18 protein-coding genes are annotated in these 19,966 nt (G+C 69.2%); 8 read left to right on the top strand and 10 right to left on the bottom strand.

The window, feature by feature from the left end; genetic code table 11:
- Positions 1 to 10 precede the first annotated feature (10 nt).
- The 4 genes from H521_RS21205 (at position 11) to H521_RS0102915 (ending at position 3,963) form a co-directional block, all read left to right on the top strand.
- Entirely contained in the window at positions 11 to 1,717 is a 1,707-nt protein-coding gene (locus tag H521_RS21205) for an MDR family MFS transporter (RefSeq protein WP_051159167.1), read from the top strand.
- A gap of 10 nt (positions 1,718 to 1,727) precedes the next feature.
- A complete protein-coding gene (locus H521_RS0102925) occupies positions 1,728 to 2,186 on the top strand; it encodes a MarR family winged helix-turn-helix transcriptional regulator (protein WP_026481832.1) in 459 nt (152 codons plus the stop codon).
- 119 nt (positions 2,187 to 2,305) lie between these two features.
- A complete protein-coding gene (locus tag H521_RS21200; protein WP_022891537.1) occupies positions 2,306 to 3,430 on the top strand; it encodes a WxL protein peptidoglycan domain-containing protein in 1,125 nt (374 codons plus the stop codon).
- Between the two features lie 5 nt (positions 3,431 to 3,435).
- Entirely contained in the window at positions 3,436 to 3,963 is a 528-nt protein-coding gene (locus H521_RS0102915) for an OmpL47-type beta-barrel domain-containing protein (protein WP_156891251.1), read from the top strand.
- A gap of 132 nt (positions 3,964 to 4,095) precedes the next feature.
- On the opposite strand, the gene H521_RS0102910 is transcribed toward H521_RS0102915, so the two are convergent.
- The 3 genes from H521_RS0102910 to H521_RS0102900 all read right to left on the bottom strand — a co-directional run bounded on the left by H521_RS0102910 (position 4,096) and on the right by H521_RS0102900 (position 8,363).
- On the bottom strand, positions 4,096 to 5,937 hold the full coding sequence (locus H521_RS0102910; RefSeq protein WP_084511899.1) for a Xaa-Pro dipeptidyl-peptidase: 1,842 nt from the start codon (positions 5,935 to 5,937) through the stop codon (positions 4,096 to 4,098).
- A gap of 105 nt (positions 5,938 to 6,042) precedes the next feature.
- Positions 6,043 to 7,623, bottom strand: a complete 1,581-nt coding sequence (locus H521_RS21195) for a sensor histidine kinase (RefSeq protein ID WP_022891534.1) — start codon at positions 7,621 to 7,623, stop codon at positions 6,043 to 6,045.
- Positions 7,620 to 8,363, bottom strand: coding sequence for a response regulator transcription factor (locus H521_RS0102900; protein WP_026481830.1), 744 nt, complete (start codon positions 8,361 to 8,363; stop codon positions 7,620 to 7,622). Before H521_RS0102900 ends, H521_RS21195 begins: the two co-directional genes overlap by 4 nt.
- 229 nt (positions 8,364 to 8,592) lie before the next feature.
- On the opposite strand from H521_RS0102900, the gene H521_RS24860 reads away from it, so the two are divergent.
- From H521_RS24860 to H521_RS0102885, 3 genes are all read left to right on the top strand, one after another.
- Positions 8,593 to 9,279 (top strand): amidase domain-containing protein, encoded by a 687-nt coding sequence (locus tag H521_RS24860; RefSeq protein WP_022891532.1) that lies wholly within the window; start codon positions 8,593 to 8,595, stop codon positions 9,277 to 9,279.
- Positions 9,280 to 9,379: 100 nt separating this feature from the next.
- The gene (locus H521_RS0102890) at positions 9,380 to 9,670 is read left to right on the top strand and encodes a DUF7882 family protein (RefSeq protein WP_022891531.1); all 291 of its coding nucleotides are present in this window, start codon (positions 9,380 to 9,382) and stop codon (positions 9,668 to 9,670) included.
- 85 nt (positions 9,671 to 9,755) lie between these two features.
- Complete coding sequence (locus H521_RS0102885) at positions 9,756 to 10,472, top strand: amidase domain-containing protein (RefSeq protein WP_156891250.1); 717 nt, start codon at positions 9,756 to 9,758, stop codon at positions 10,470 to 10,472.
- Positions 10,473 to 10,476: 4 nt separating this feature from the next.
- Here H521_RS0102885 and H521_RS0102880 read toward each other — a convergent pair whose 3' ends face one another.
- From H521_RS0102880 to H521_RS0102850, 7 genes are all read right to left on the bottom strand, one after another.
- A complete protein-coding gene (locus tag H521_RS0102880; protein WP_022891529.1) occupies positions 10,477 to 11,529 on the bottom strand; it encodes a sugar phosphate isomerase/epimerase family protein in 1,053 nt (350 codons plus the stop codon).
- Positions 11,526 to 12,395: a sugar phosphate isomerase/epimerase family protein gene (locus H521_RS0102875; protein WP_026481828.1), complete on the bottom strand. Its 870-nt coding sequence runs from the start codon at positions 12,393 to 12,395 to the stop codon at positions 11,526 to 11,528. Before H521_RS0102875 ends, H521_RS0102880 begins: the two co-directional genes overlap by 4 nt.
- Before the next feature lie 83 nt (positions 12,396 to 12,478).
- A complete protein-coding gene (locus tag H521_RS0102870; protein ID WP_425393562.1) occupies positions 12,479 to 13,654 on the bottom strand; it encodes a substrate-binding domain-containing protein in 1,176 nt (391 codons plus the stop codon).
- Between the two features lie 29 nt (positions 13,655 to 13,683).
- Positions 13,684 to 14,886 (bottom strand): ABC transporter permease, encoded by a 1,203-nt coding sequence (locus H521_RS21185; RefSeq protein WP_022891526.1) that lies wholly within the window; start codon positions 14,884 to 14,886, stop codon positions 13,684 to 13,686.
- Entirely contained in the window at positions 14,883 to 15,953 is a 1,071-nt protein-coding gene (locus tag H521_RS21180) for an ABC transporter permease (protein WP_022891525.1), read from the bottom strand. Before H521_RS21180 ends, H521_RS21185 begins: the two co-directional genes overlap by 4 nt.
- Positions 15,950 to 17,482 carry a sugar ABC transporter ATP-binding protein gene (locus tag H521_RS21175; protein WP_022891524.1) on the bottom strand — a complete coding sequence of 511 codons (1,533 nt, stop codon included), beginning with the start codon at positions 17,480 to 17,482 and terminating at the stop codon, positions 15,950 to 15,952. The genes H521_RS21180 and H521_RS21175 overlap by 4 nt, the downstream gene beginning before the upstream one ends.
- Entirely contained in the window at positions 17,479 to 18,585 is a 1,107-nt protein-coding gene (locus H521_RS0102850) for a Gfo/Idh/MocA family protein (RefSeq protein WP_022891523.1), read from the bottom strand. The genes H521_RS21175 and H521_RS0102850 overlap by 4 nt, the downstream gene beginning before the upstream one ends.
- A gap of 114 nt (positions 18,586 to 18,699) precedes the next feature.
- Between H521_RS0102850 and H521_RS0102845 the strand changes: the two genes are divergently transcribed.
- A complete protein-coding gene (locus H521_RS0102845) occupies positions 18,700 to 19,887 on the top strand; it encodes an ROK family transcriptional regulator (RefSeq protein WP_026481826.1) in 1,188 nt (395 codons plus the stop codon).
- Positions 19,888 to 19,966 lie beyond the last annotated feature (79 nt).

Genomic DNA, 19,966 nt, shown 5'->3' with positions numbered 1-19,966 from the left:
CGAGAGCGGCATGACCCACCGCGCGGTGCTCACCGCACTCTCGGGCCTGCTGCTCGGCATGTTCGTGTCGATGCTCGCCTCGACCGTCGTCGGCAGCTCGCTGCCGGTCATCATCTCCGACCTCGGCGGCGACCAGTCGGCGTTCACCTGGGTCGTCACGGCCACCCTGCTCGCCACCACGGTCTCGACGCCCATCTGGGGCAAGCTCGCCGACCTCTTCAATCGCAAGCTGCTGCTGCAGCTCGCACTCGTGATCTTCGTGGTCGCGTCGGCACTCGCCGGCTTCTCGCAAGACGCCGGCACGCTCATCACGATGCGCGTCTTCCAGGGCCTCGGCGCCGGCGGTCTCGCCGCCCTCAGCCAGATCGTGATGGCAGACATCATCAGCCCGCGCGAGCGCGGCAAGTACGCCGGCCTGTTCGGTGCGGTCATGGCCGTCGCCACCGTCGGCGGCCCCCTGCTCGGCGGCGTCATCACCGACAGCCTCGGGTGGCGCTGGAACTTCTTCGTCGGCCTGCCCATCGCGGTCGCCGCGCTCATCCTGCTGCAGCGCACTCTGCACCTGCCGAAGCGCCCGAAGACGAAGGTCTCGATCGACTACTTCGGCATCGTGCTGATCTCGGCCGGTGTCTCGCTGCTGCTGCTCTGGGTCACCTTCGCGGGCAACGAGTTCGAGTGGGCCTCGATGCCGAGCCTCCTCATGGTCGGTGCTGCGGTGCTGCTGCTCGTCATCGCCGTCATCGTCGAGCTGAAGGTCGCCGAGCCGGTCATTCCGATGGGCCTCTTCAAGAGCCGCACGTTCACGCTCTCGGTCATCGCGTCGATCTCGGTCGGTGTCGCGATGTTCGGCACCTCGGTGTTCCTCAGCCAGTACATGCAGCTCGCTCGCGGCGCGACGCCGACCGAGTCGGGCCTCCTCACCATTCCGATGATGGCCGGCGTGCTCATCTCCTCCACTGTCATCGGCGCGCTCGTGAGCCGCCGCGGCAAGTGGAAGGCGTTCATGGTGCTCGGCAGCGTGCTCCTGACCATCGGCACGTTGCTGCTCGCCCAACTGCACTACGACACGAACTTCTGGTACGTGGGCGTCTCGATGTTCGTGCTCGGCGCCGGAGTCGGCATGGTCATGCAGAACCTCGTGCTCGTCGTGCAGAACACCACCGCCGTGAAGAACATGGGCGTCGCCACGAGCGCCGTCACGTTCTTCCGCAGCCTCGGCGGCACCATCGGCGTCTCAGTGATGGGATCGATCCTCGGCACCGTCGTCGCCGAGAACATCAAGAGCGGTGTCGGCGGGCTTCCGCCGGAGCAGCAGGCCGAGGCCGCGCAAGCACTCGGTTCGAGCGGCACGATCCCGCAGATCAGCGCGCTGCCCGACTTCCTGCGGGTCATCGTCGAGTCGGCATACGGCACGGGCGTCGGCACCGTCTTCCTCGCCGCGGTGCCGCTCGCGATCGTCACCCTCATCGCCGTGATCTTCCTGCCCAACGCCGACCTCGGCACGCAGAGCGCGATTCAGCGGGCGAAGGCCGAAGAGCGCTCAGGGTCACCCCTCGAGCGAGAGCTCGAGCAGGCCGGCGAAGAGCTCTTCGAGGTGACCGAGGGCGCAGTGGCGGTGCCGGTCACCGGTGCGCTGCCCGCCGTCGGCACCGGTGCGGCGAATGCGGCGAATGCCGCGGATGCTGCCGATGCCTCTCCCAGGGGCGGCCGAGCCTAAGATGACCGGCATGACCGTCGAACCCGACACCGACGCCCTGCGCGCCATCGCCGAAGTGGAGCAGCAGTTCGGCCGGCTGTTCCACCGGGTTCGCGCCAACTGGAAGCGGTACGCCACCCAGCTGCACCCCGATCTGCAGCCCTTGGGATACAAGGTCGTGTCGACACTCGTCTCGAGGGGGCCCGCGCACGCGGGCGCCCTCGCCGAGGAGTTGCACACCGACAAGAGCGTGCTGAGCCGTCAGGTGCGCATGCTCGAAGAGCTCGGGCTCATCGAGTCCCGCGTCGACGAACGCGATGCGCGGGCACGCTTGCTCGCAGCGACGCCGGTTGCCATCGAACGCGTGAACGCGATCCGGCGAGAGAACCAGGCCGAGCTGCGCGAACGGCTCGGAACCTGGGAGCCGCAGGAGATCGAGAAGTTCGCCGAGTTGCTCGGCCGGCTCAGCGATTCAGCCGCCGGCGACTGACCGACTGCTCCGCCTCGGCCGAACCATGCGCGGTCAGGGCCATCGACCCCGTACGCTGTCTCCGGGTGGCTCGACATTCGACGAAGATGCCGGCCCGACTCAGTCGAAGGAGAGATGAGATGGCCCGAGCCGGATTCGCCGTGTTCAGCACCTCCGGCGCGAGACTGCTCGCCATCGCCGGTGTCGCGCTCGCGATGGCCGGCGCCTTCGCTGCACCGGCGGCCGCCGCCGAAGGCGAGGAGTCCTCGGTCACCTGGGCGATGAGCCCCGCCGACGAGACCGCACCCGACGGCCGCTCGTGGGTCGAGCTCGAGCTCGACCCCGGAGCGACCGCGACCGAGCACCTCGCGGTCAGGAACTTCAGCGATCGCGACGTGACATTCTCGATCACCGCCGCCGACGGGTACTTCACCCCGACCGGCCGATTCAACATGCTTCCCTCCGACCAGGAGTCGGTCGATGCCGGAACGTGGATCAGCGCCGACGACCAGGTCACCGTGGCAGCGGGCGGCACGGTCGTGCTGCCGTTCACCGTCTCAGTGCCCGACGACGCGACCCCCGGCGACCACGCGGCCGGCATCGCGGCATCGATCCTGACGCAGAGCGCCGGCGACGGCACCAGCCTCGGCGTCGAGAGCCGCGTCGGATTCCGGGTGATGACCCGCGTCACGGGCACGGTCGAGCCGGGTCTCGACATCGACATCGCCGCGAACTACGTCACGTCGTGGAACCCGTTCGAACCGGGTGCGATCGAACTCGACTACACGACCGAGAACACCGGCAACGTGCGCCTCGCGGTGTCGGGCTACGCCGAGCACGGCGACGCCAGGGTGCCCGAGGCCGAGACCGAGGCCGCAGCACCGATCGAGCTGCTGCCCGGCGACCGCCGCACCGTTCGAATCGACCTTCCCGAGGTCTGGCCGATCGGGGTCGTGACGGTGCCGCTCACCATCACCGAGTCGGTGATCACTCCCGACGGCTCTGAGCAGGAGCTCACGCCGACCGTGCACGAGGTCACCGTCTGGGCGATTCCCTGGCCGCACCTCATCATCCTGCTCGCCCTCGCCCTCATCGTGACGGGGCTGCTCTGGGGCCGCCGTCGCCGGGCGAAGCAGGTCGAACAGCTCATCGTTCAGGCACGCGAGGCCGGCCGGCAAGAGGCTGCCCGCGTTCCCGGCGACGAACGAACCACGTCATCGGTCGGCTCCGTCGATCGCGATCAGGCTCCGGGGGGAACCACATGACACGCATGGGCACGCATCGACCGCACACGCGCACGCACCGACGACGTTCTGCACTGGCGGCGATCGTGCCCGCTGCCGTGCTCGCGAGCGCCCTGTGCTTCGCGGCATCGCCGGCGCTCGCCTCCGAGTCCGACTCGCCCGACGTGAGCGTCGACGTGCGCATCGCACCGATCGATGTCGAAGCGCCGACACTGCAGATCGTGTTCGACGCGAACGCGCCCGAGGCGCCCGGCAACGGCAACGGCAAGCCGAAGGGCGACGGCGAGCAGTCGCCCGGCAAGAGCAACGGCAAGCACGACGAGTACAAGGCCAAGGGCGAGGTGCTCGTGACGGTGCTCGCGGCCGACGATGCATCCGGCGTCGCGTCGATCGAGTACTCGCTCGACGGCGGAGTCTGGCAGGCGTACGCCGCCCCGTTCGGCGTCACCGCGCACGGAAAGCACACGATCGCCGCACGCGCCAGCGATGTCGCCGGCAACACGAGCGACACGGCCAGCCGGAACTTCAAGATCACGGGCAAGCCCATCCGCTGACGGCAACGCGGCAATGCGGCAACCCGGCAGTGCAGCCGGCAACGAGCAACGAGCAACGGGCCCGTCGACACCGCGGGTGCGGTATCGACGGGCCCGTCGCTCGTCGGTTCGGGCGAGCGGCCCGGCCGAGTGTTATCCCGCGGCGCGCAGTGACTGCTGCAGCGCGCCCATCCCGCCGACGAACGGCAGGTGCACCGTCGAGGCCGACGGCTGCAGGGTGAGCTCGGTGCCGGGCGCCGGACGCACGGTGTACTCGTTGTCCGACGACACCACCACCACGCCGATGCGCGAGCCGGCCGCGAACACGTAGTCCTTCGGCTCGAGTTCGACATCGAAGGTGTAGGCCTCACCGGGCACGATCGGCGTGGTCGTCGCGGCGGAGTCGCGGTTCTCGACATCCGCCCAGCCTCGCGTGATGATCTTCGGCGACCCCGTCGCGGGGTACTCCACGAGCAGTGCCGTCAGGTTCGCCTTCGTCCGGTCGACCGAGAGCTTCACCGAGACCGACGGAGTGCCCGAGAGTCGAAGCGGCTCGCCGAGCACCGGCGTGCGGTACGCGAGCCGGTTCGGCGAGTTCTCGGCCGCGGCGAGCGCGGCTGCCGTCAGGCTCGCGTCGTCGATCAGGTTCTCGGTGGCGCGCGAGCCGTCGCGCGAGACCGCGAGGGTGCCGACGCCGTCGGCAGCGGCGGCTGCCGCGAACTTCAGTTTGACCTGCTCTGCGGCCGGGTCGGGCCACTCGGCGTACTCCGTGAGCGTGCGGTCCTCGCGCACCACGTAGGCCTTCGGCAACTGCTCCACGCCGTTCTCGACGTCGTAGAGGTAGCGGGTGAACCAGCGGTTCAGCAGCGTGTCGTTGGGGTTGCCGCCGTGCCCGCCCTGGTGCAGGTAGATCTGGTGGGGCACGCCCTGGGCCTTCAGCGCCTCGTAGAGGTCGGAGGCGTTCTTCGTCATGACGTTCCAGTCGTTGAGCCCGTGGGCGACGAGCGTGGCCGCCGAGAAGTTCTCAGCCGAGGCGAGGTAGTCGCGCTCGTCCCAGAACGGGCTGGAGTCCCCGGTGACGCGGTCCTGATTCGCGCGGAGCTCCTCGATGATGGGCTGGCAGATCTCCTGGTCGAACCGCGTGTGCACGTAGTCGGCGAGCACGTCGAGGTCTTCGCCCTGGTACCCGCCGGGCGCGCGTACCGCGCCCTCCGAGCGGTAGTAGTTGTACCAGCTCGAGATCGCAGAGACCGGCACGATCGCCTCGAGCCCCTCGACGCCGGTGCTCGCCACGCCGATCGGCAGGGTGCCGTTGTACGAGGTGCCGATCATGCCGACCCGGCCCGTCGTCCAGTCCGCCGACACCTCGGTGGTGCGGTCGAGGCTCGTGTAGGCCGTGGCGCGGCCGTTCAGCCAGTCGACGACCGCCTTGCCGGCGAGCGATTCGTTGAGGCCGCCCGACGTCGGGCATCCCTCCGACCAGCCGCTGCCGAGGCCCTCGGCGTGCACGACAGCGAAGCCGCGCGGCACCCAGGTGTTCTCGAGCGACCCCGAGATGCGCGGGCTCGTGCGGTTCACCGGCGTGTAGGCGGGCCAATCGGGCTTCTCGGTCGGCGGCTGGCCGATCTCGTGATCGACCGGCCAGTTCGTGACCTCCGTGCCGCCCGCGTAGTACGGGCTCATCTCCATGAGCACGGGCACCTTGAGCCCGTCGGCCGTCTCGGGCACGCGGCTCACGTCGATGTGCACGAGGTCGGGCCTGCCGTCGCGATCGGAGTCGACCTCGCTCTCGACCCACGCCTCCTCGTTGATCCACTCGGCCGAGGACTTCGTGAAGACGGCCTGCGAGAGGCCGTCGACGAACGTCGGCTCGGCCGGCGTCGCATACGCCGGAGTGGAAACGATGACGAGTCCGCCGGCGAGTGCCGAGGCCACGGCGATCGCGACGCCGCGGCCTCGGCGCCCTGCGCCGGTTCGTGGGATCGATGGCTTCATCTGCATGCTCCTTCGCACGAATCGGGCACAGCCCACTCGCGCGTCGGAGGCGAGGGCGATCACCCGGTGCCCCTCAGGTTATGCAGTCGGATGCCCCGAGCCCCCCTATTCGGGGGTCGACACGCCCTGGAGCGGCAGCCTGACGCTGAAGGTCGTGCGCCCCGGCTCACTCGCCACCGACACCTCACCGTGGTGGGCGGCGACGACGGCACGCACGATCGCGAGCCCGAGCCCGGTGCTGCCGGCCAGCCGCGAGCGCGACGAATCGCCCCGGGCGAACCGTTCGAAGAGCGAGTCGACGAGGCCGGGCGCGATGCCCGGGCCGTCGTCGTCGACGGTGAGCACGGCATCGTCACCGTCACGGTCGAGCGACGCGACGACCGAGGTGCCCTCGGGCGTGTGCACCCGCGCGTTGGCGAGCAGGTTCATGACGACCTGCCGCAGGCGCGGCTCATCGCCCGTCACGACCACCGGCTCATCGGGCAGACGCACCTCCCACTCGTGGTCGGCGCCGGCCGCCTGCGCATCGCCGACCGCTTCGACTACCACGCGACCGAGGTCGACGGGCAGCGCCGCCAGCTCGCGGCCCTCGTCGAGCCGGGCGAGCAGCAGCAGGTCTTCGACGAGCTCGGTCATGCGCACCGACTCCGACTCGATGCGGCCGATCGCGTGCACCACGTCGGGGGGCAGCTCGCCGCCGTGCAGGCGGGTGAGCTCGGCGTAGCCGCGGATCGAGGCGAGCGGCGTGCGCAACTCATGGCTCGCGTCGGCGACGAAGCGCCGCACCTTCTGCTCGCTCTGCTCACGAGCCGAGAGGGCGGATGCCACGTGGCCGAGCATGCGGTTGAAGGCACCGCCGAGGCGGCCAACCTCGGTGCGCTCGTCGGTGTCGGCGACCCGTTGGGTGAGGTCGACGTCGCCGCGCTCGAGGGGCAGCTCCGAGACGCGCTGCGCCGTGGCCGTGACGTTGGCGAGCGGGGCGAGGGCGCGCCGCACGATGAGCGTGCCGAAGCCGAGCGCGACCGCGAGCCCGGCGAGCGCCACGATTGCGATCGTCCAGGCCAGTTGCGCCGTCTGGGCGTTGAGGTCGGCGAGGGGCAGGGCGAGCACGACGCGGAACTCGGGCTGGATCTGCACGGCGAGTGCGCGATAGTCGCCGAGCGAGCCCGCCGTGATCGTGTGCGGCTGCCCGTCGGCGAGCACGTCGGCGAGGCTCAGCGTGGCACCCTCGCCCGGCTCGGGCAGCTCGCCCCCGGTCGAGATGTACTTCGCGAAGACCCTGCCGTCGGGCAGCACGAGTGCGCCGAGCGTGCCCTCGGGCTGCCCGGGCACGCGCAGGAACTCGTCGACACTCGCCGCCGGGTCGACCGACATGCCGGGCGCGGCGACCTCGAGCGCGCGCGTCGAGGCCGCCCGCAGACTCGCGTCGAGACGGTCGACCGACGAGGTGTGGAAGACGAGCACCGTCACGATGCCGATCGTGGCGCTCACGGCGACGAGCAGCACGGCGACGACGGCGAGCAGCCGGCGCTGGAGCGTCCACGAGCGGCGTGCCGTCGAGGCATCCGTCGCCTGGTCGCTCGCATCATCGCTCTCACCGGCACCGGCGTCGCCGACGGCCGCGGTAGCCGCCGTCAGCGTCGCGCGGGCCGACGCGGCATAGCCGGGATCGCCCGGCCGCGTCATCCGACGGCCTTCAGCATGTACCCGGCACCGCGCACCGTGTGGATCATCGGCTCGCGGCCGGCGTCGATCTTCTTGCGCAGGTACGAGATGTAGAGCTCGACGACCGACTCCTTGCCGCCGAAGTCGTACGACCAGACCCGATCGAGGATCTGCGCCTTCGAGAGCACCCGGCGGGGGTTGCGCATCAGGAAGCGCAGCAGCTCGAACTCGGTCGCGGTGAGCTCGATGGGCACGCCGCCGCGGGCGACCTCGTACGAGTCCTCGTCGAGCGTGAGGTCGCCGACGACGAGCACCGGGTCCTTCGCCTGCGCGAGCGTCAGGGTCGAGCGACGGATGAGTCCGCGCAGACGCGCCACGACCTCCTCGAGACTGAACGGCTTCGTGACGTAGTCGTCGCCGCCGGCGGTGAGGCCCGCGATGCGGTCGTCGAGCGAATCCTTGGCGGTGAGGAACAGCACCGGTGTCTCGGCACCGTCGGCGCGCACCCGCTGCAGCACCTCGAGGCCGTCGATGTCGGGCAGCATGATGTCGAGCACGATCGCATCGGGCCGGAACTCGCGCGCGATCTTCACCGCGCTGTACCCGTCGGCCGCGGTGCGCACGTCCCACCCCTCGTAGCGCAGTGCCATCTTGAGCAATTCGGTGAGCGAGTGCTCGTCGTCGACCACGAGCACGCGCACCATCGAGCCGTCGCCCTTGGCGATGGCTGGGGCGCGGTGCTGGGTCGGCGCGGGGCTCATGCTCATGTCTCCAGTATCCGCGCGGGCCTATGCGTTTCCTATGACTTCGATGAGCGGATGCCGCGTACGCTCCAGACGCTCCCACCTCGGCGACTGCGCGGTCGGGCGCGGCGACACGTGCGCAATTCAGGAGCGGAGGTGTGTCACGGCCCCGACACGCCGCTGAACCGGCGACACGCCGACTCCGCACCTGAATTGCACACGACCATCCGCACCTACGGTGGATGGAGTGAATCCCCCACCCGAACGCCCCGCCCGCGAGACCTACCTGCGGCGGCGTCTCGTTGCGGGTGGCGCAGCCCTCGTCGCCATCGGCCTCGTCGTCTGGCTCGTCGTCGCGATCATCGCCGCGACGGCCCCGACCGGCCCGGGAACCCAGGGAGGCGACGGCAGCCACCCGAACGCGGCGGCGCTCGAACTCGATCCCGAGCTGCCGACGGCCGTGTTGCGCCAGCTCGAGTACGTGCGCGATCGATGGGACGCCGACTCGAGCGAGCGCTACGGCGTGCTCGGCGTCGACGACTGCGTGAACTTCGCCTCGCAGTCCCTCATCGAACGCGGATGGGAGGTCGACGAGGAATGGTGGTACTCAGAGGACGGCGACGCCTATGCCCACGCCCCGGCATGGCGCTCGTCGACGATCTTCCGCGACTACCTCGCCGCACACCCCGACCGGGCGACACCGCTCTCCGATCGTCAGCGCGCCGAGGTGAAGCCCGGCGACATCGTGCAGTTCGATTGGGACGACTCGGGCGACCGCGACCACACCGGCATCGTCACCGCCGTGCGCGAGGGCGACGACGGAACCTTCGACGTCTCCTACGCCGGTCACACGGATGCCACGTGGGATCGGTCGGTCGACGACCACCCGAGACATCCCGAGACGAAGGTCTCCTACTGGAGCGTCGCGGACTGAGCCGCCCAGGGCCTCCACGATCCACCGGTGAACCGGAGGCCTGCAGGAGTAGCGTTGGGGTGCCGGTCGTTCGCTGCGACCGCAACCATCGGAGGCGAAGATGGGCATGTTCATCTACGGCCACGAACGGCATGCCGACTTCGACGACCGCGTGCTGGCGCATCTCCAGATGGTCATGACGAACAAGCTGCGACGGCAGGAGAGCTTCTCGTTCTCGTGGCAGGAGGAGCGCGGCTGGATCGCGATCTGGATCCACCCCTCGGTGTCGTTGCAGTTCATCTACACGGGCAATCGCGAGCCCGCGCTCAACATGCGCTGGCTCGACCTGCTCGCCGAAGCGGCGAACTCGGTCGCCGGGCTCGTGCCCGTGCCGGAGCCGGCCGGCGAGTAGTCCGCTGCATCGACACCGGTCGTCGAGCGCTCGCCGAGCCGGCACGAACAGCGGCTGTCCAGATTCCTTTCGTACCGTGAAGTGGATGTCCCCCTCTGCACTCGACCGAACCCATCGCCTGCGCCGCATGATCGTCGCCCTCAGTCTCGTCGGGGCGCTCGCCGTGGCCGGCGGCGCCTGGGCGCTCGTCCAGACGAACGGCGCCAGCCGTCAGGATCCCGACGGCACGAACCGCGACACGGCGTCGGGAGTCGACGGCCCCGGCATCGAGACCTCGGAGTCCGAAGCGCAGGTCGCCGATTTCTCGGCGTACTCGAGTGCGGTCGCCGCGCAGCTCGAGTACGCGCAGGAGCACTGGACCGACAGCGAGAGCGAGCAGTTCGGGTTCATCGACGAGAACGACTGCGTGAACTTCACGAGCCAGACCCTGCTCGCACGCGGCTGGGTCGAAGACGACGAGTGGTGGTACGACGAGTCGGGCGACGCCTACGGCAGCTCCGACGCGTGGATCAGCTCGACCGCGCTGCGCGACTACCTCGACGAGCACCCCGAGCGGGCGACCGCACTCGGCGACGACGATCGCGCCTCGGTGAAGGTCGGCGACGTCGTGCAGTTCGACTGGGACGACTCGGGCGATCGCGACCACACCGGCATCGTGACCTCGGTCGACACGGCCGCCGACGGCACGATCGACATCCGCTACGCCGGACACACCGACCCGACGTGGGATCGCTCGGTCGACTGGGCGATCACCGAGCTGCACCCCGGCGGGGTCGCGTACTACTGGAGCATCCCCGACTGACGGACTACTGGTTCGAGAACGCGGCGTCGAACGAGGCGGTCGGCGTCGGCCAGAGCAGCGAGCGGATGAATCCGACCGCCTCCGCTGCGCCGTGCAGCCGGTCCATGCCGGCATCCTCCCACTCGACCGAGATCGGCCCGTCGTAGCCGATCGCCTCGAGCGCGCGGAAGGAGTCCTCCCACGGCACATCGCCGTGGCCCGTCGACACGAAGTCCCAGCCCCGTCGTGGGTCGCCCCACGGCAGGTGCGAGCCCAGCACTCCGGCCCGGCCGTTCTGCGGGCGCAGCCGCGTGTCCTTGCAGTCGACGTGGTAGATGCGGTCCTTGAAGTCCCAGATGAAGCCCACGGGGTCGATGTTCTGCCACATCATGTGCGACGGGTCCCAGTTGAACCCGAAGGCGGGCCGCCGGTCGATCGCCTCGAGCGTGCGCACCGAGCTCCAGTAGTCGTAGGCGATCTCGGAGGGGTGCACCTCGTGCGCGAATCGCACGCCCTCGGCGTCGAACACGTCGAGGATCGGGTTCCACCGGTTCGCGAAATCCTCGAAGCCCGCGTCGATCACCGACGCCGGAACGGGCGGGAACATCGCGACGTAGGGCCAGATCGCCGAACCGGTGAACCCCACGACGGTGTCGACGTCGAGGGCGCGAGCGACCCGCGCCGCGCGCTTCATGTCGTCGGCTGCGCGCCGGCGAACGCCCTCGGCGTCGCCGTCGCCCCACGTGTAGGGGCGCACGATCGCCTCGTGGCGGAAGTCGATGGGGTCGTCGCAGACGGCCTGGCCCGTGAGGTGGTTCGAGATCGCGTGCACCGAGAGCCCGTGGCGCTTCAGGATCTCTCGGCGTTCGTCGAGGTAGCCGGGCTCCTCTTCGGCGAGCTTCAGGTCGAGGTGGTCGCCCGAGCAGGCGATCTCGAGCCCGTCGTAGCCCCACTTCGCTGCGAGGCGCGCGACCTCCTCGAAGGGCAGGTCGGCCCACTGGCCCGTGAAGAGCGTGACTGGGCGGGTCGCGGATGCCGCGGCATCCGTCTGCTCGTTCGACTGCTGCCGGTCGGTCATGCGCGCTCCCGTTCGTCTTGGAGGGCGGTCAGGTAGCGGATGCTCCGTTCCGCGAGTTCGTCTTGCGATGCCGCGAGCGGCCGCCACACCGAGGCGGCGACCGCGATGGTGTCATTGTCGCCCGTGAAGCTCTCGAGCCCGAGGGGGCCCGAGTAGCCGACGTCGTCGAGCGCGTCGAGGAAGGCGGGCCAGTCGATGTGATCGTCGCCGACCGCACCGCGATCGTTGCCGCACACCTGCACATAGGCGAGGTGCTCGCCCGCGAGACGGATGGCGTCGCCGATGCGTTTCTCTTCGATGTTCAGGTGATAGCTGTCGAGGGCGAGGCCGAGGCCCGGCCCGAGCAACGGCCCGAGTGCCTCGAGCGCCTGCTCGACCGTGTTCACGAGGCTCGTCTCGTAGCGGTTCAGCGGCTCGATGGCGAGACGGATGCCGCTGCGCTCCGCAGCCCGCACGACCGGCCCGAGGCTGGCCTGCAGCTCGACGTAGCGGGCAGCGCGCTCCTCGGCGTCCATACGCCAGGTGCGCCCGGTGGCGGCGGTGAACGGACCGAGCACGACGCGCGCACCGAGCTGCTCGGCGACGCCGACGCAGTGCACGAGGTAGTTCTGGGTTGCGACGATCTCGGAGCCGGGCGCAGCGATGAGGTTGCGGCCGGGCGCCATGGCGCCACAGACCACGGGAGCGAGCCGGTGCTCGCGCAACACGTCGGCCGCGGCATCCGGCGACCAGTCGCCCGGGTTCTCGACCGGCAGCTCGATCGCGCCGAAGCCCATGCCCGCCGCCTTCGCGGCGATCTCGGCGAGGCCCGCGTCATCGAGCGGTGAGGTCCAGACCCAGGTGTTGACACCGATGATGCGGCGCATGCGTGCTCCTTCGAACTGCGAGTCGGGTGCGGTGGAGCCGTGAGGCTCCACCGCACCCGTGTGATCACCGTAGCGATCGGGTGTTACGGGATGATGCGGTCTTCCCAGACCTGCGGGTAACCGGGCAGGTCTTCTCCGCCGAACTTCGCGTAGTGGCCGTCGGGCATGTTCTCGTTCAGTGCGAGGTACTCGTCGACCTCCTCAGCGGTGATCGGCGACTGCGGCAGCACCCACTCCTTCGGAACCTCTTCGCCGGCGAAGATCTTCTGCGCCGCGATGAGGGGCGTACGCCACTGGAAGTTGGAGTACACCGGAGCGAGACCCGTGAGCCCCGTCTCCTTCCACTTGCGGAGGAAGCTCATCTCGTCTTCACCCGTCATGACGGGGTAGTCCGCTCCAGCATCCTCGAAGGCCTCGATGGCGGCGACGGCACCGTCACCTGCGTCCATCCAGATGCCGTCGACGTCGCCCTTGGCGAGCTCGTCGGAGATGATCTTCTTGATCTCTGCGGGGTCGGCGCCGGTGAAGTAGTCGACAGCCTCGATGCCGGCCTCGTCGAAGAGCTTCTCGGCCCCGGCCCAGCGCTGCTCGAGCACGTCGACACCAGCGAGGATGCGGAGTGCCACGACCTTGTCGCCCTCTTCGAGTTCGTCGATGAGGAACTCAGCGGTGTCGATGCCCCACGCGAATCCACCGATGGGGTGGATGAACGTGACGGGGCAGTCGGTCTGCACGCCGCGGTCGAAGACCACGACGGGCTTGCCGGTGTCGCACGCACGCTCGACCGCCGGCGTCATCGCCGCCGTGGAGTTCGGCGAGATGAGGAAGACGTCGCAGTTGCCCTCGTTGATGAAGTAATCGATGTCGGCGATCTGCGTGTCATCCGAGTCCTGGGCGTCGCGGGTCTCCATCTCGGAGATCGCGCCGGACTCCTGCAGCACCTTCAGCTGCTCGTTCATCGTGATCCAGCCCGTCTGGCGCCACGGGTTGGAGATCGAGGCGTTCGCGAAGCACGCCTTCTTGGCGCCGGGGCTCGTGAACTCCGACGTGTCGACCATCTCCGCGTTGATGTGCTGGAGCCACGGCTGGCCTTCGGGGCCCGCGGGAATGACATCCCGCTCGGCGTCTTGCTTGTCGAAGAGCTCCTGGTCGAACCACTCGACCGCTTCCTCGCTCGGTGCCGCCTCGTCAGTGGGCGCGCCCACATTCGGGTCGGTGGTACAGCCAGCCAGAGTCATCAGCGCAAGAGCGCCGACCATGGCAGATGCAACAGTGAACCTGCGTCGCATCACAAACCTCCCTTGGTTTCGTTGTCAGCCCTCTGCGTCGAGGGAATCGGTGCAGGACGAGCCGATGCAGTTGCATCAGGCTCCTTCGCTCGAGGTGCAGGCGAAGTCTGGTTCGCCTCAGGCGAAGTCTGGCTCGCCTCAGGTGAAGTCGGTGGCGCGTCGGGTGACGCGTGGGTCGCGGGCGCTTCGAGCGCGTGGCCCTTGCGGCGCGCTCGGAACGTGGTGGCCGCATAGGCGACGGCGAGGATGATGATCGCACCCTGCACGGCGTCGCGGTAGGTGGAGGGCACTCCGGCGAAGTTCAGCAGCGTGAAGAGCGCCTCGAGGGCGAACGCTCCGGCTGCTGCGGCGACGACCCAGCCGCGACCGCCCCCGAGCACCACGCCGCCGAGCACGACCGCCGTGATGGCGATGAACTCGTAGCCGCGCCCGACGCTCGGGTGCACGCCGGCGTAGCCGACGAGCAGCACACCGGCGACCGTCGCAGAGAGCGAGGAGATGATGAATGCCGAGGACTTGACCCACCAGATGCGTGCACCGCCATAGGCCGCGGTCGTGGCGTTGTCGCCGACGGCGACGATCATGCGGCCGAAGGGGCGACGTGAGAACCAGATGGCGAGCACGAGCACGACGACGAGTACGACGACCGACCACGGCAGGATCTCGATGATCGGGAGGTCTCTGATGCCGCCTCGTCCGATCTCGCGGAAGCTGTCGGCGGGGTTGCCGGTGGCCGCGCCGCCGGTCCAGTAGAGCACGCCGCCGAGCAGCGCCAGCATCATGCCGAGGGTGACGATGAAGCTCGGCACCTTGAGGAACGTCACGATGAGCCCGTTGATCAGGCCGATGAACGCGCCGAACACGAGCATCAGCAGCAGCACGGGGATCGACTTCGCGTCGTCCTGGCCGATGAGGTTGCCGGCGATGACGACCTGCGCAGTCACGAGCGACCCCATCGAGAGGTCGAACTCACCGCCGACGATCACGAAGTACTGGCCGATCGCGACGATCGCGATCGGTGCGACGCGCTGCACGAACCGGATGAACTGGCTCGGCTCGGCGAACGACGGGTTGTAGACGGTGATCGCGATGAGCAGCACGACGAGCAACAGGAACACGGCCCCGCGCGGGCTGATGAGGTTTCGCGCGAAGGCGGCGAGCCGATCGCCCGTGGTGGGTGGCGCCTGGGAGACGGTGGTCATCGCACTGCTCCTTCCTTGGTGGCGGCGAGATCGCCGATGGGCTTGCTGCCGGCCTCCGAGACGCTGCCGCCCGGGCCGAAGCGCGGCCGGCGTCGTTCGACGGTGCGGCTCGTGTAGATGGCGACGGCCGCGACGATGACGACACCGCGCACGACGTCCTTCAGGAACGGGTTGACCTGCATGACGCTCATGACGCTGTCCATGACCGCGAAGATCGCGACGCCGCCGATGGTGCCCCAGATCGACCCACGGCCGCCCATGAGCAACGTGCCACCGAGCACGACCGCAGCGATCGAGAGCAGGTCGTAGCCGCCCTGGGTGCCCACGGTCGGGCTGCCGACGCCGAGCCGGCTGGCGAGCAGCAGGCCCGCCAGAGCAGCCGAGATCGAGCACAGCACGTGGGCGATGATGACCGGCCGAGCGGTGCGCAGGCCCGACAGGCGCGAGACCTGGTCGCTGCCGCCGACGGCGAACATGTGGTGTCCGGTGCGGGTGCGGGCGAGGAAGAACGCGGCGAGCAGCGCCACCGCGAGCATGATGATGGTCGAGACCGGGACCGGCCCGATGCCCGTCGCGCCGATGAGCTGGAACTCGTACGGCACCTCGCCGCTCGTGCCCTTGTAGTTCGTGTCGAGATAGCCCTTGATGATGAGACCGGTGCCGAGCGTCGCAATGAAGCCGTTCACCTTCAGCTTCGTCACGATCAGGCCGTTCGCGAGGCCGATCGCGCCGGCGACCACGAGCACGACGAGCACGGCGAACGGAATGTTCGCGGGATTGCCAGCCATGAGGTCGGCACCGATCAGACTCGCGAGGCTGATCACGTACGGAACGGACAGGTCGAGCGACGCGCAGAGCACGACGAGGGTCTGCCCGATGGCGACGAAGCCCAGCACGCTCATTCCGGTGAGGATGTCGCGGATGTTGCCCGGGCTGAAGAAGTTGCGACCGACGGTCGACACGAGGATCGCGCCGACGACGATGACGGCGACGAGCGCGATGCCGACGATCACCGACGAGTCGAGCTGACGACGGCGGGCCCGTCGTGCAGGAGCAACCGTGCTCATTCCGCACCTCCAACGAGATCGATGGCCGAGACCGCACCGGTCGCAGCACTGAGGATGGTGGCTTCGTCACTGCGAGCCGGCAGTTCCGCCGAGGCCCGGCCGTCGTGCATGACGACGATGCGGTCGGACATTCCGATGACCTCCGGCAGTTCGGACGAGATCATCAGGATGGCCACCCCTTCTTTCGCGAGTCGGCGCATGAGCTGGTACACCGCGACCTTCGCGCCGACGTCGATGCCTCGCGTCGGTTCGTCGAGGAGCACCAGGCGCGGCTTCGTGGCGAGCCACTTCGCGAGCACGACCTTCTGCTGGTTGCCGCCCGAGAGGTACTGCACCTCTTGGTCGACGCCCTGCGAGACCACCTCGAGGCTCGAGAAGACCCCGGGAAGCTCGCGCCGAACGTCTCGGGTGCGCCGCGCGAACACCGAGCGGATGACGAGCAGGGCGTTGTCGAGGATCGACTGGTTGAGCGCGAGGCCCTGGGCCTTGCGGTCTTCGGTGATGAGCGCGATGCCCTTCTTCACCGCCTGCCTCGGGCTCGTGATCGTCAGCGGGGTGCCATCGAGGATGATCTGACCCCGAGTGAACGGGGTGACCCCGAACACGCCCTCGACGAGTTCGGTACGGCCGGAGCCCTGCAGCCCGGCGATGCCCACGATCTCTCCGGCGCGGAGTTCGAGGTCGACGCCATCGACGTAGGCGTTGCCGACGCCGCGCAGCACCAGCCGCGGCTCGCCGATCACGGTGTCGGGTTCGGGTTCGGGGTAATAGGCCTCGATCGGGCGACCGACCATGCGTCGCACGAGCTCATCGGTGGTCAGCTCGGCGGCCGGGCCGGTGGAGACGAGCGCACCGTCTTTCAGCACGGTGATGGTGTCGCAGAGGTCGAAGATCTCTTTCAGGCGGTGCGAGACGTAGATCACCGCGACCCCGCGCGCCTGCAGGCGGCGGATGATCACGTAGAGCAGTTCGACCTCGTGGTCGGCGAGCGCGGCCGTCGGCTCGTCCATCTGGATGACGCGCGCGTCGACCGAGAGCGCCTTCACGATCTCGACGATCTGCTGTTCGGCGACGGTCAGCGTTCGCACCGGGGCATCCGCGTCGATCGAGTCGATGCCGAGCTCGGCGAGGAGCGAACGTGTCTCGGCGATCATCGCCTTCTTGTCGACGAAGCCCCTGCGCTTGGGCTCACGACCGAGGAAGACGTTCTGCGCGACGCTGCGTTCGGGAAGCAGGTTGAACTCCTGGAACACCGTCGCGAGGCCGGCGTGCGCTGCCTGCACGGGGTGCGAGAAGGTCACCTCCTGGCCATCGAACTCGATCGTGCCGGCGTCGCGCTGGTAGACGCCCGCCAAGATCTTCATGAAGGTCGACTTGCCGGCGCCGTTCTCGCCGACGAGTCCGTGCACCTCACCGGGCCGGAGCGTCAATCCCACGCCTCGAAGCACGGTGACGCCGAAGAACGACTTCTCGAGGCCGGTGGCCACGAGCACGGGGGCGACCCCCGTCTGCTGCGCGTCTGCGGTCATGCGGATACCTCCACCCAGTCACCGGACGCCGCAGAGTCGAGCACGGCCTCCGTCACACGAACGGCGCGAAGGCCGTCTTCGAAGCGCGGCAACCCCTCGGGGCTCCCGCCGTTGATCGTCGCGTACGCATCGGCGACGAAGGCGTTGAAGGCGTCTTGATAGCCCATCGGATGCCCCGCCGGCACCACCGAGAGTCGGGCCGCGTCGTGGCTGATGCGTGCCGGGTCGCGTTCGATCGTCGTCGACATGCCGACCCGCCCGACCCACAGCGTGTCGGGGCGCTCCTGCTCGAATCGCACACTGGCATCGCTGCCCGCGAGCTCGATCGACAGCGCGTTCTTGCGACCGGGTGCGACCTGCGAGACCAGCAGCGTGCCGACCGCACCCGAGCCGAGTTCGACGACGAGCGCGACGAGGTCTTCGGTGGCGATGTCGTCGTGGGTGGCCCTGGCCTCGTAGACGGTGCGGCTCGACGCGTTCAACCGCACGATGCGGTCGCCGCTCACGAACTCCATGAGGTCGACGAGGTGGGAGCCGATGTCGGCGAAGGCCCGGGACGGCCCGCCGAGGGCGGAGTCGACGCGCCAGTCGTCGTCGAGCGGGGCGGCGAGCCAGTCTTGCAGGTATGCGCCCTGCACGCTGATGAGTCGGCCGATCTCGCCGGCGGCGACCCGTGCACGCGCCTCGCGCGCCATCGGGTGGAACCGGTAGACGAAGGGAACCGCGGTCACGAGCCCGCGCGAGGCGGCGAGTTCGGTCAGCTCCTCGGCGTCGGCGCGCGTGGTGGCGAGCGGCTTCTCGCAGATCACGTGCTTGCCCGCTTCGAGTGCGGCACGCGCGATGGCGGCGTGGGTGACGTTCGGCGTGCAGATGTGCACGACGTCGATGTCGGGCGAGGCAACCATCTCGTCGACCGAGTCGAACGCCACGCCGAGCCCGAGGCGGTCGGCGGCGCTGCGGGCGCGCTCAGGAGACGAGGATGCACCGCCAGCCAGTCCGCCGCCTGCTGCTCGAGAGGCACGGGAATGAACGGCGGCCATGAAGCCGCCGCCGACGAAACCCGCGCGAAGTGTGCGGGTTGGGGCGGTGACGTCCGTTGTCATGGGGACATGCTGACACATCGCAGCATCTTTTGCTAGTCGTTCGGCAAAAGTTGCCGGAGCCGTTACGTCTTCGAGATATACCTTCGACTGAAGGTGGTGTGCTTTACTCGACGAATGGTGGATGTCAATCGCGGATCGGCTCTCGGCCTCTCCGGGGCGAGCGAATTGTTCCAGCTGCTGCGCGACGGAGAACCCCGCACGCGCGCATCGCTGGCGCAGACGACGGGGCTCGCGCGCTCCACGATCGCGGCGCGAGTCGATGAGCTCATGCAACTCGGACTCGTCTCCCCCGTGGCAGATGCGGCTTCGACGGGCGGCCGGCCCCCCTCGCAGTTCGCACTCAACCCGTCGGCCCGCATCGTTCTCGCGGCCGACCTCGGCGCTTCGCACGCGACGATCGCCGTGACGGACCTCGCCGGCACCGTGCTCGCCGAGCACTCCGAACGACGCGACATCGCAGAAGGCCCCGAGGCGGTGCTCGGCTGGATGGTCGAAGCCGGCCGCGCGCTGATCGACGGCCTCGGCCGCGACCGCCACGATCTCGCCGCCATCGGCATCGGCGTGCCCGGACCGGTCGAGCACTCCACGGGCCGACCCGTGAACCCGCCGATCATGCCCGGCTGGGACCGCTTCGACGTGCCCGGCTGGGTGCAGCAGCACCTCGAGGTTCCGGTGCTCGTCGACAACGACGTCAACATCATGGCGCTCGGCGAGCGCGCGCTCGCCTGGCCGCAGGTCGAGCACCTCATGTTCGTGAAGGTCGCCACCGGCATCGGCTCTGGCATCATCTCGGGCGGCATGCTGCAGCGCGGCGCGCAGGGCATCGCCGGCGACATCGGCCACGTTCGCGTGGCCCGCGGCAGCGACGTGCCCTGTCACTGCGGCAACCGCGGATGCCTCGAGGCCCTCGCCTCGGGTCCGGCGATCGCCAGGGCGCTTCGCGAACAGGGCATCGAGGCAGAGACCTCGAACGATGTCGTCGAACTCGTCAAGCACGGCGACATCGAGGCGATCCAGGCCGTTCGCCAGGCCGGCCGCGACATCGGCGAGGTGCTCACGGCGTGCGTGAGCCTCGTCAACCCCTCGGTCGTCGCGATCGGCGGCTCGATGGCGAGAGCGGGCGAACACCTGATCGCCGGCGTGCGCGAGGTCGTCTACACGCGCTCGATGCCGCTCGCGACCGAGCACCTGACGATCGTGCAGTCGGCGGCCGCCGAGAACGCCGCAGTGCTCGGCGCGAGCATGCTCGCGATCCACCACGCGCTCTCGCCCGAGGGCATCGACGCCCTCGCAGCCCGCTGACCCCTCCTTCCCGGAACTCGCCCCGATCGCTTCGATCCGGCCGCGTGTGACGCGGGTGGAGGTGGGTGCCGAAGGGTAC

Source organism: Agromyces subbeticus DSM 16689 (assembly GCF_000421565.1).
Taxonomy (GTDB): Bacteria; Actinomycetota; Actinomycetes; order Actinomycetales; family Microbacteriaceae; genus Agromyces; species Agromyces subbeticus.
Note: the sequence above shows the minus strand (reverse complement) of the source record. Positions and strands in the feature narration are given on the sequence as shown.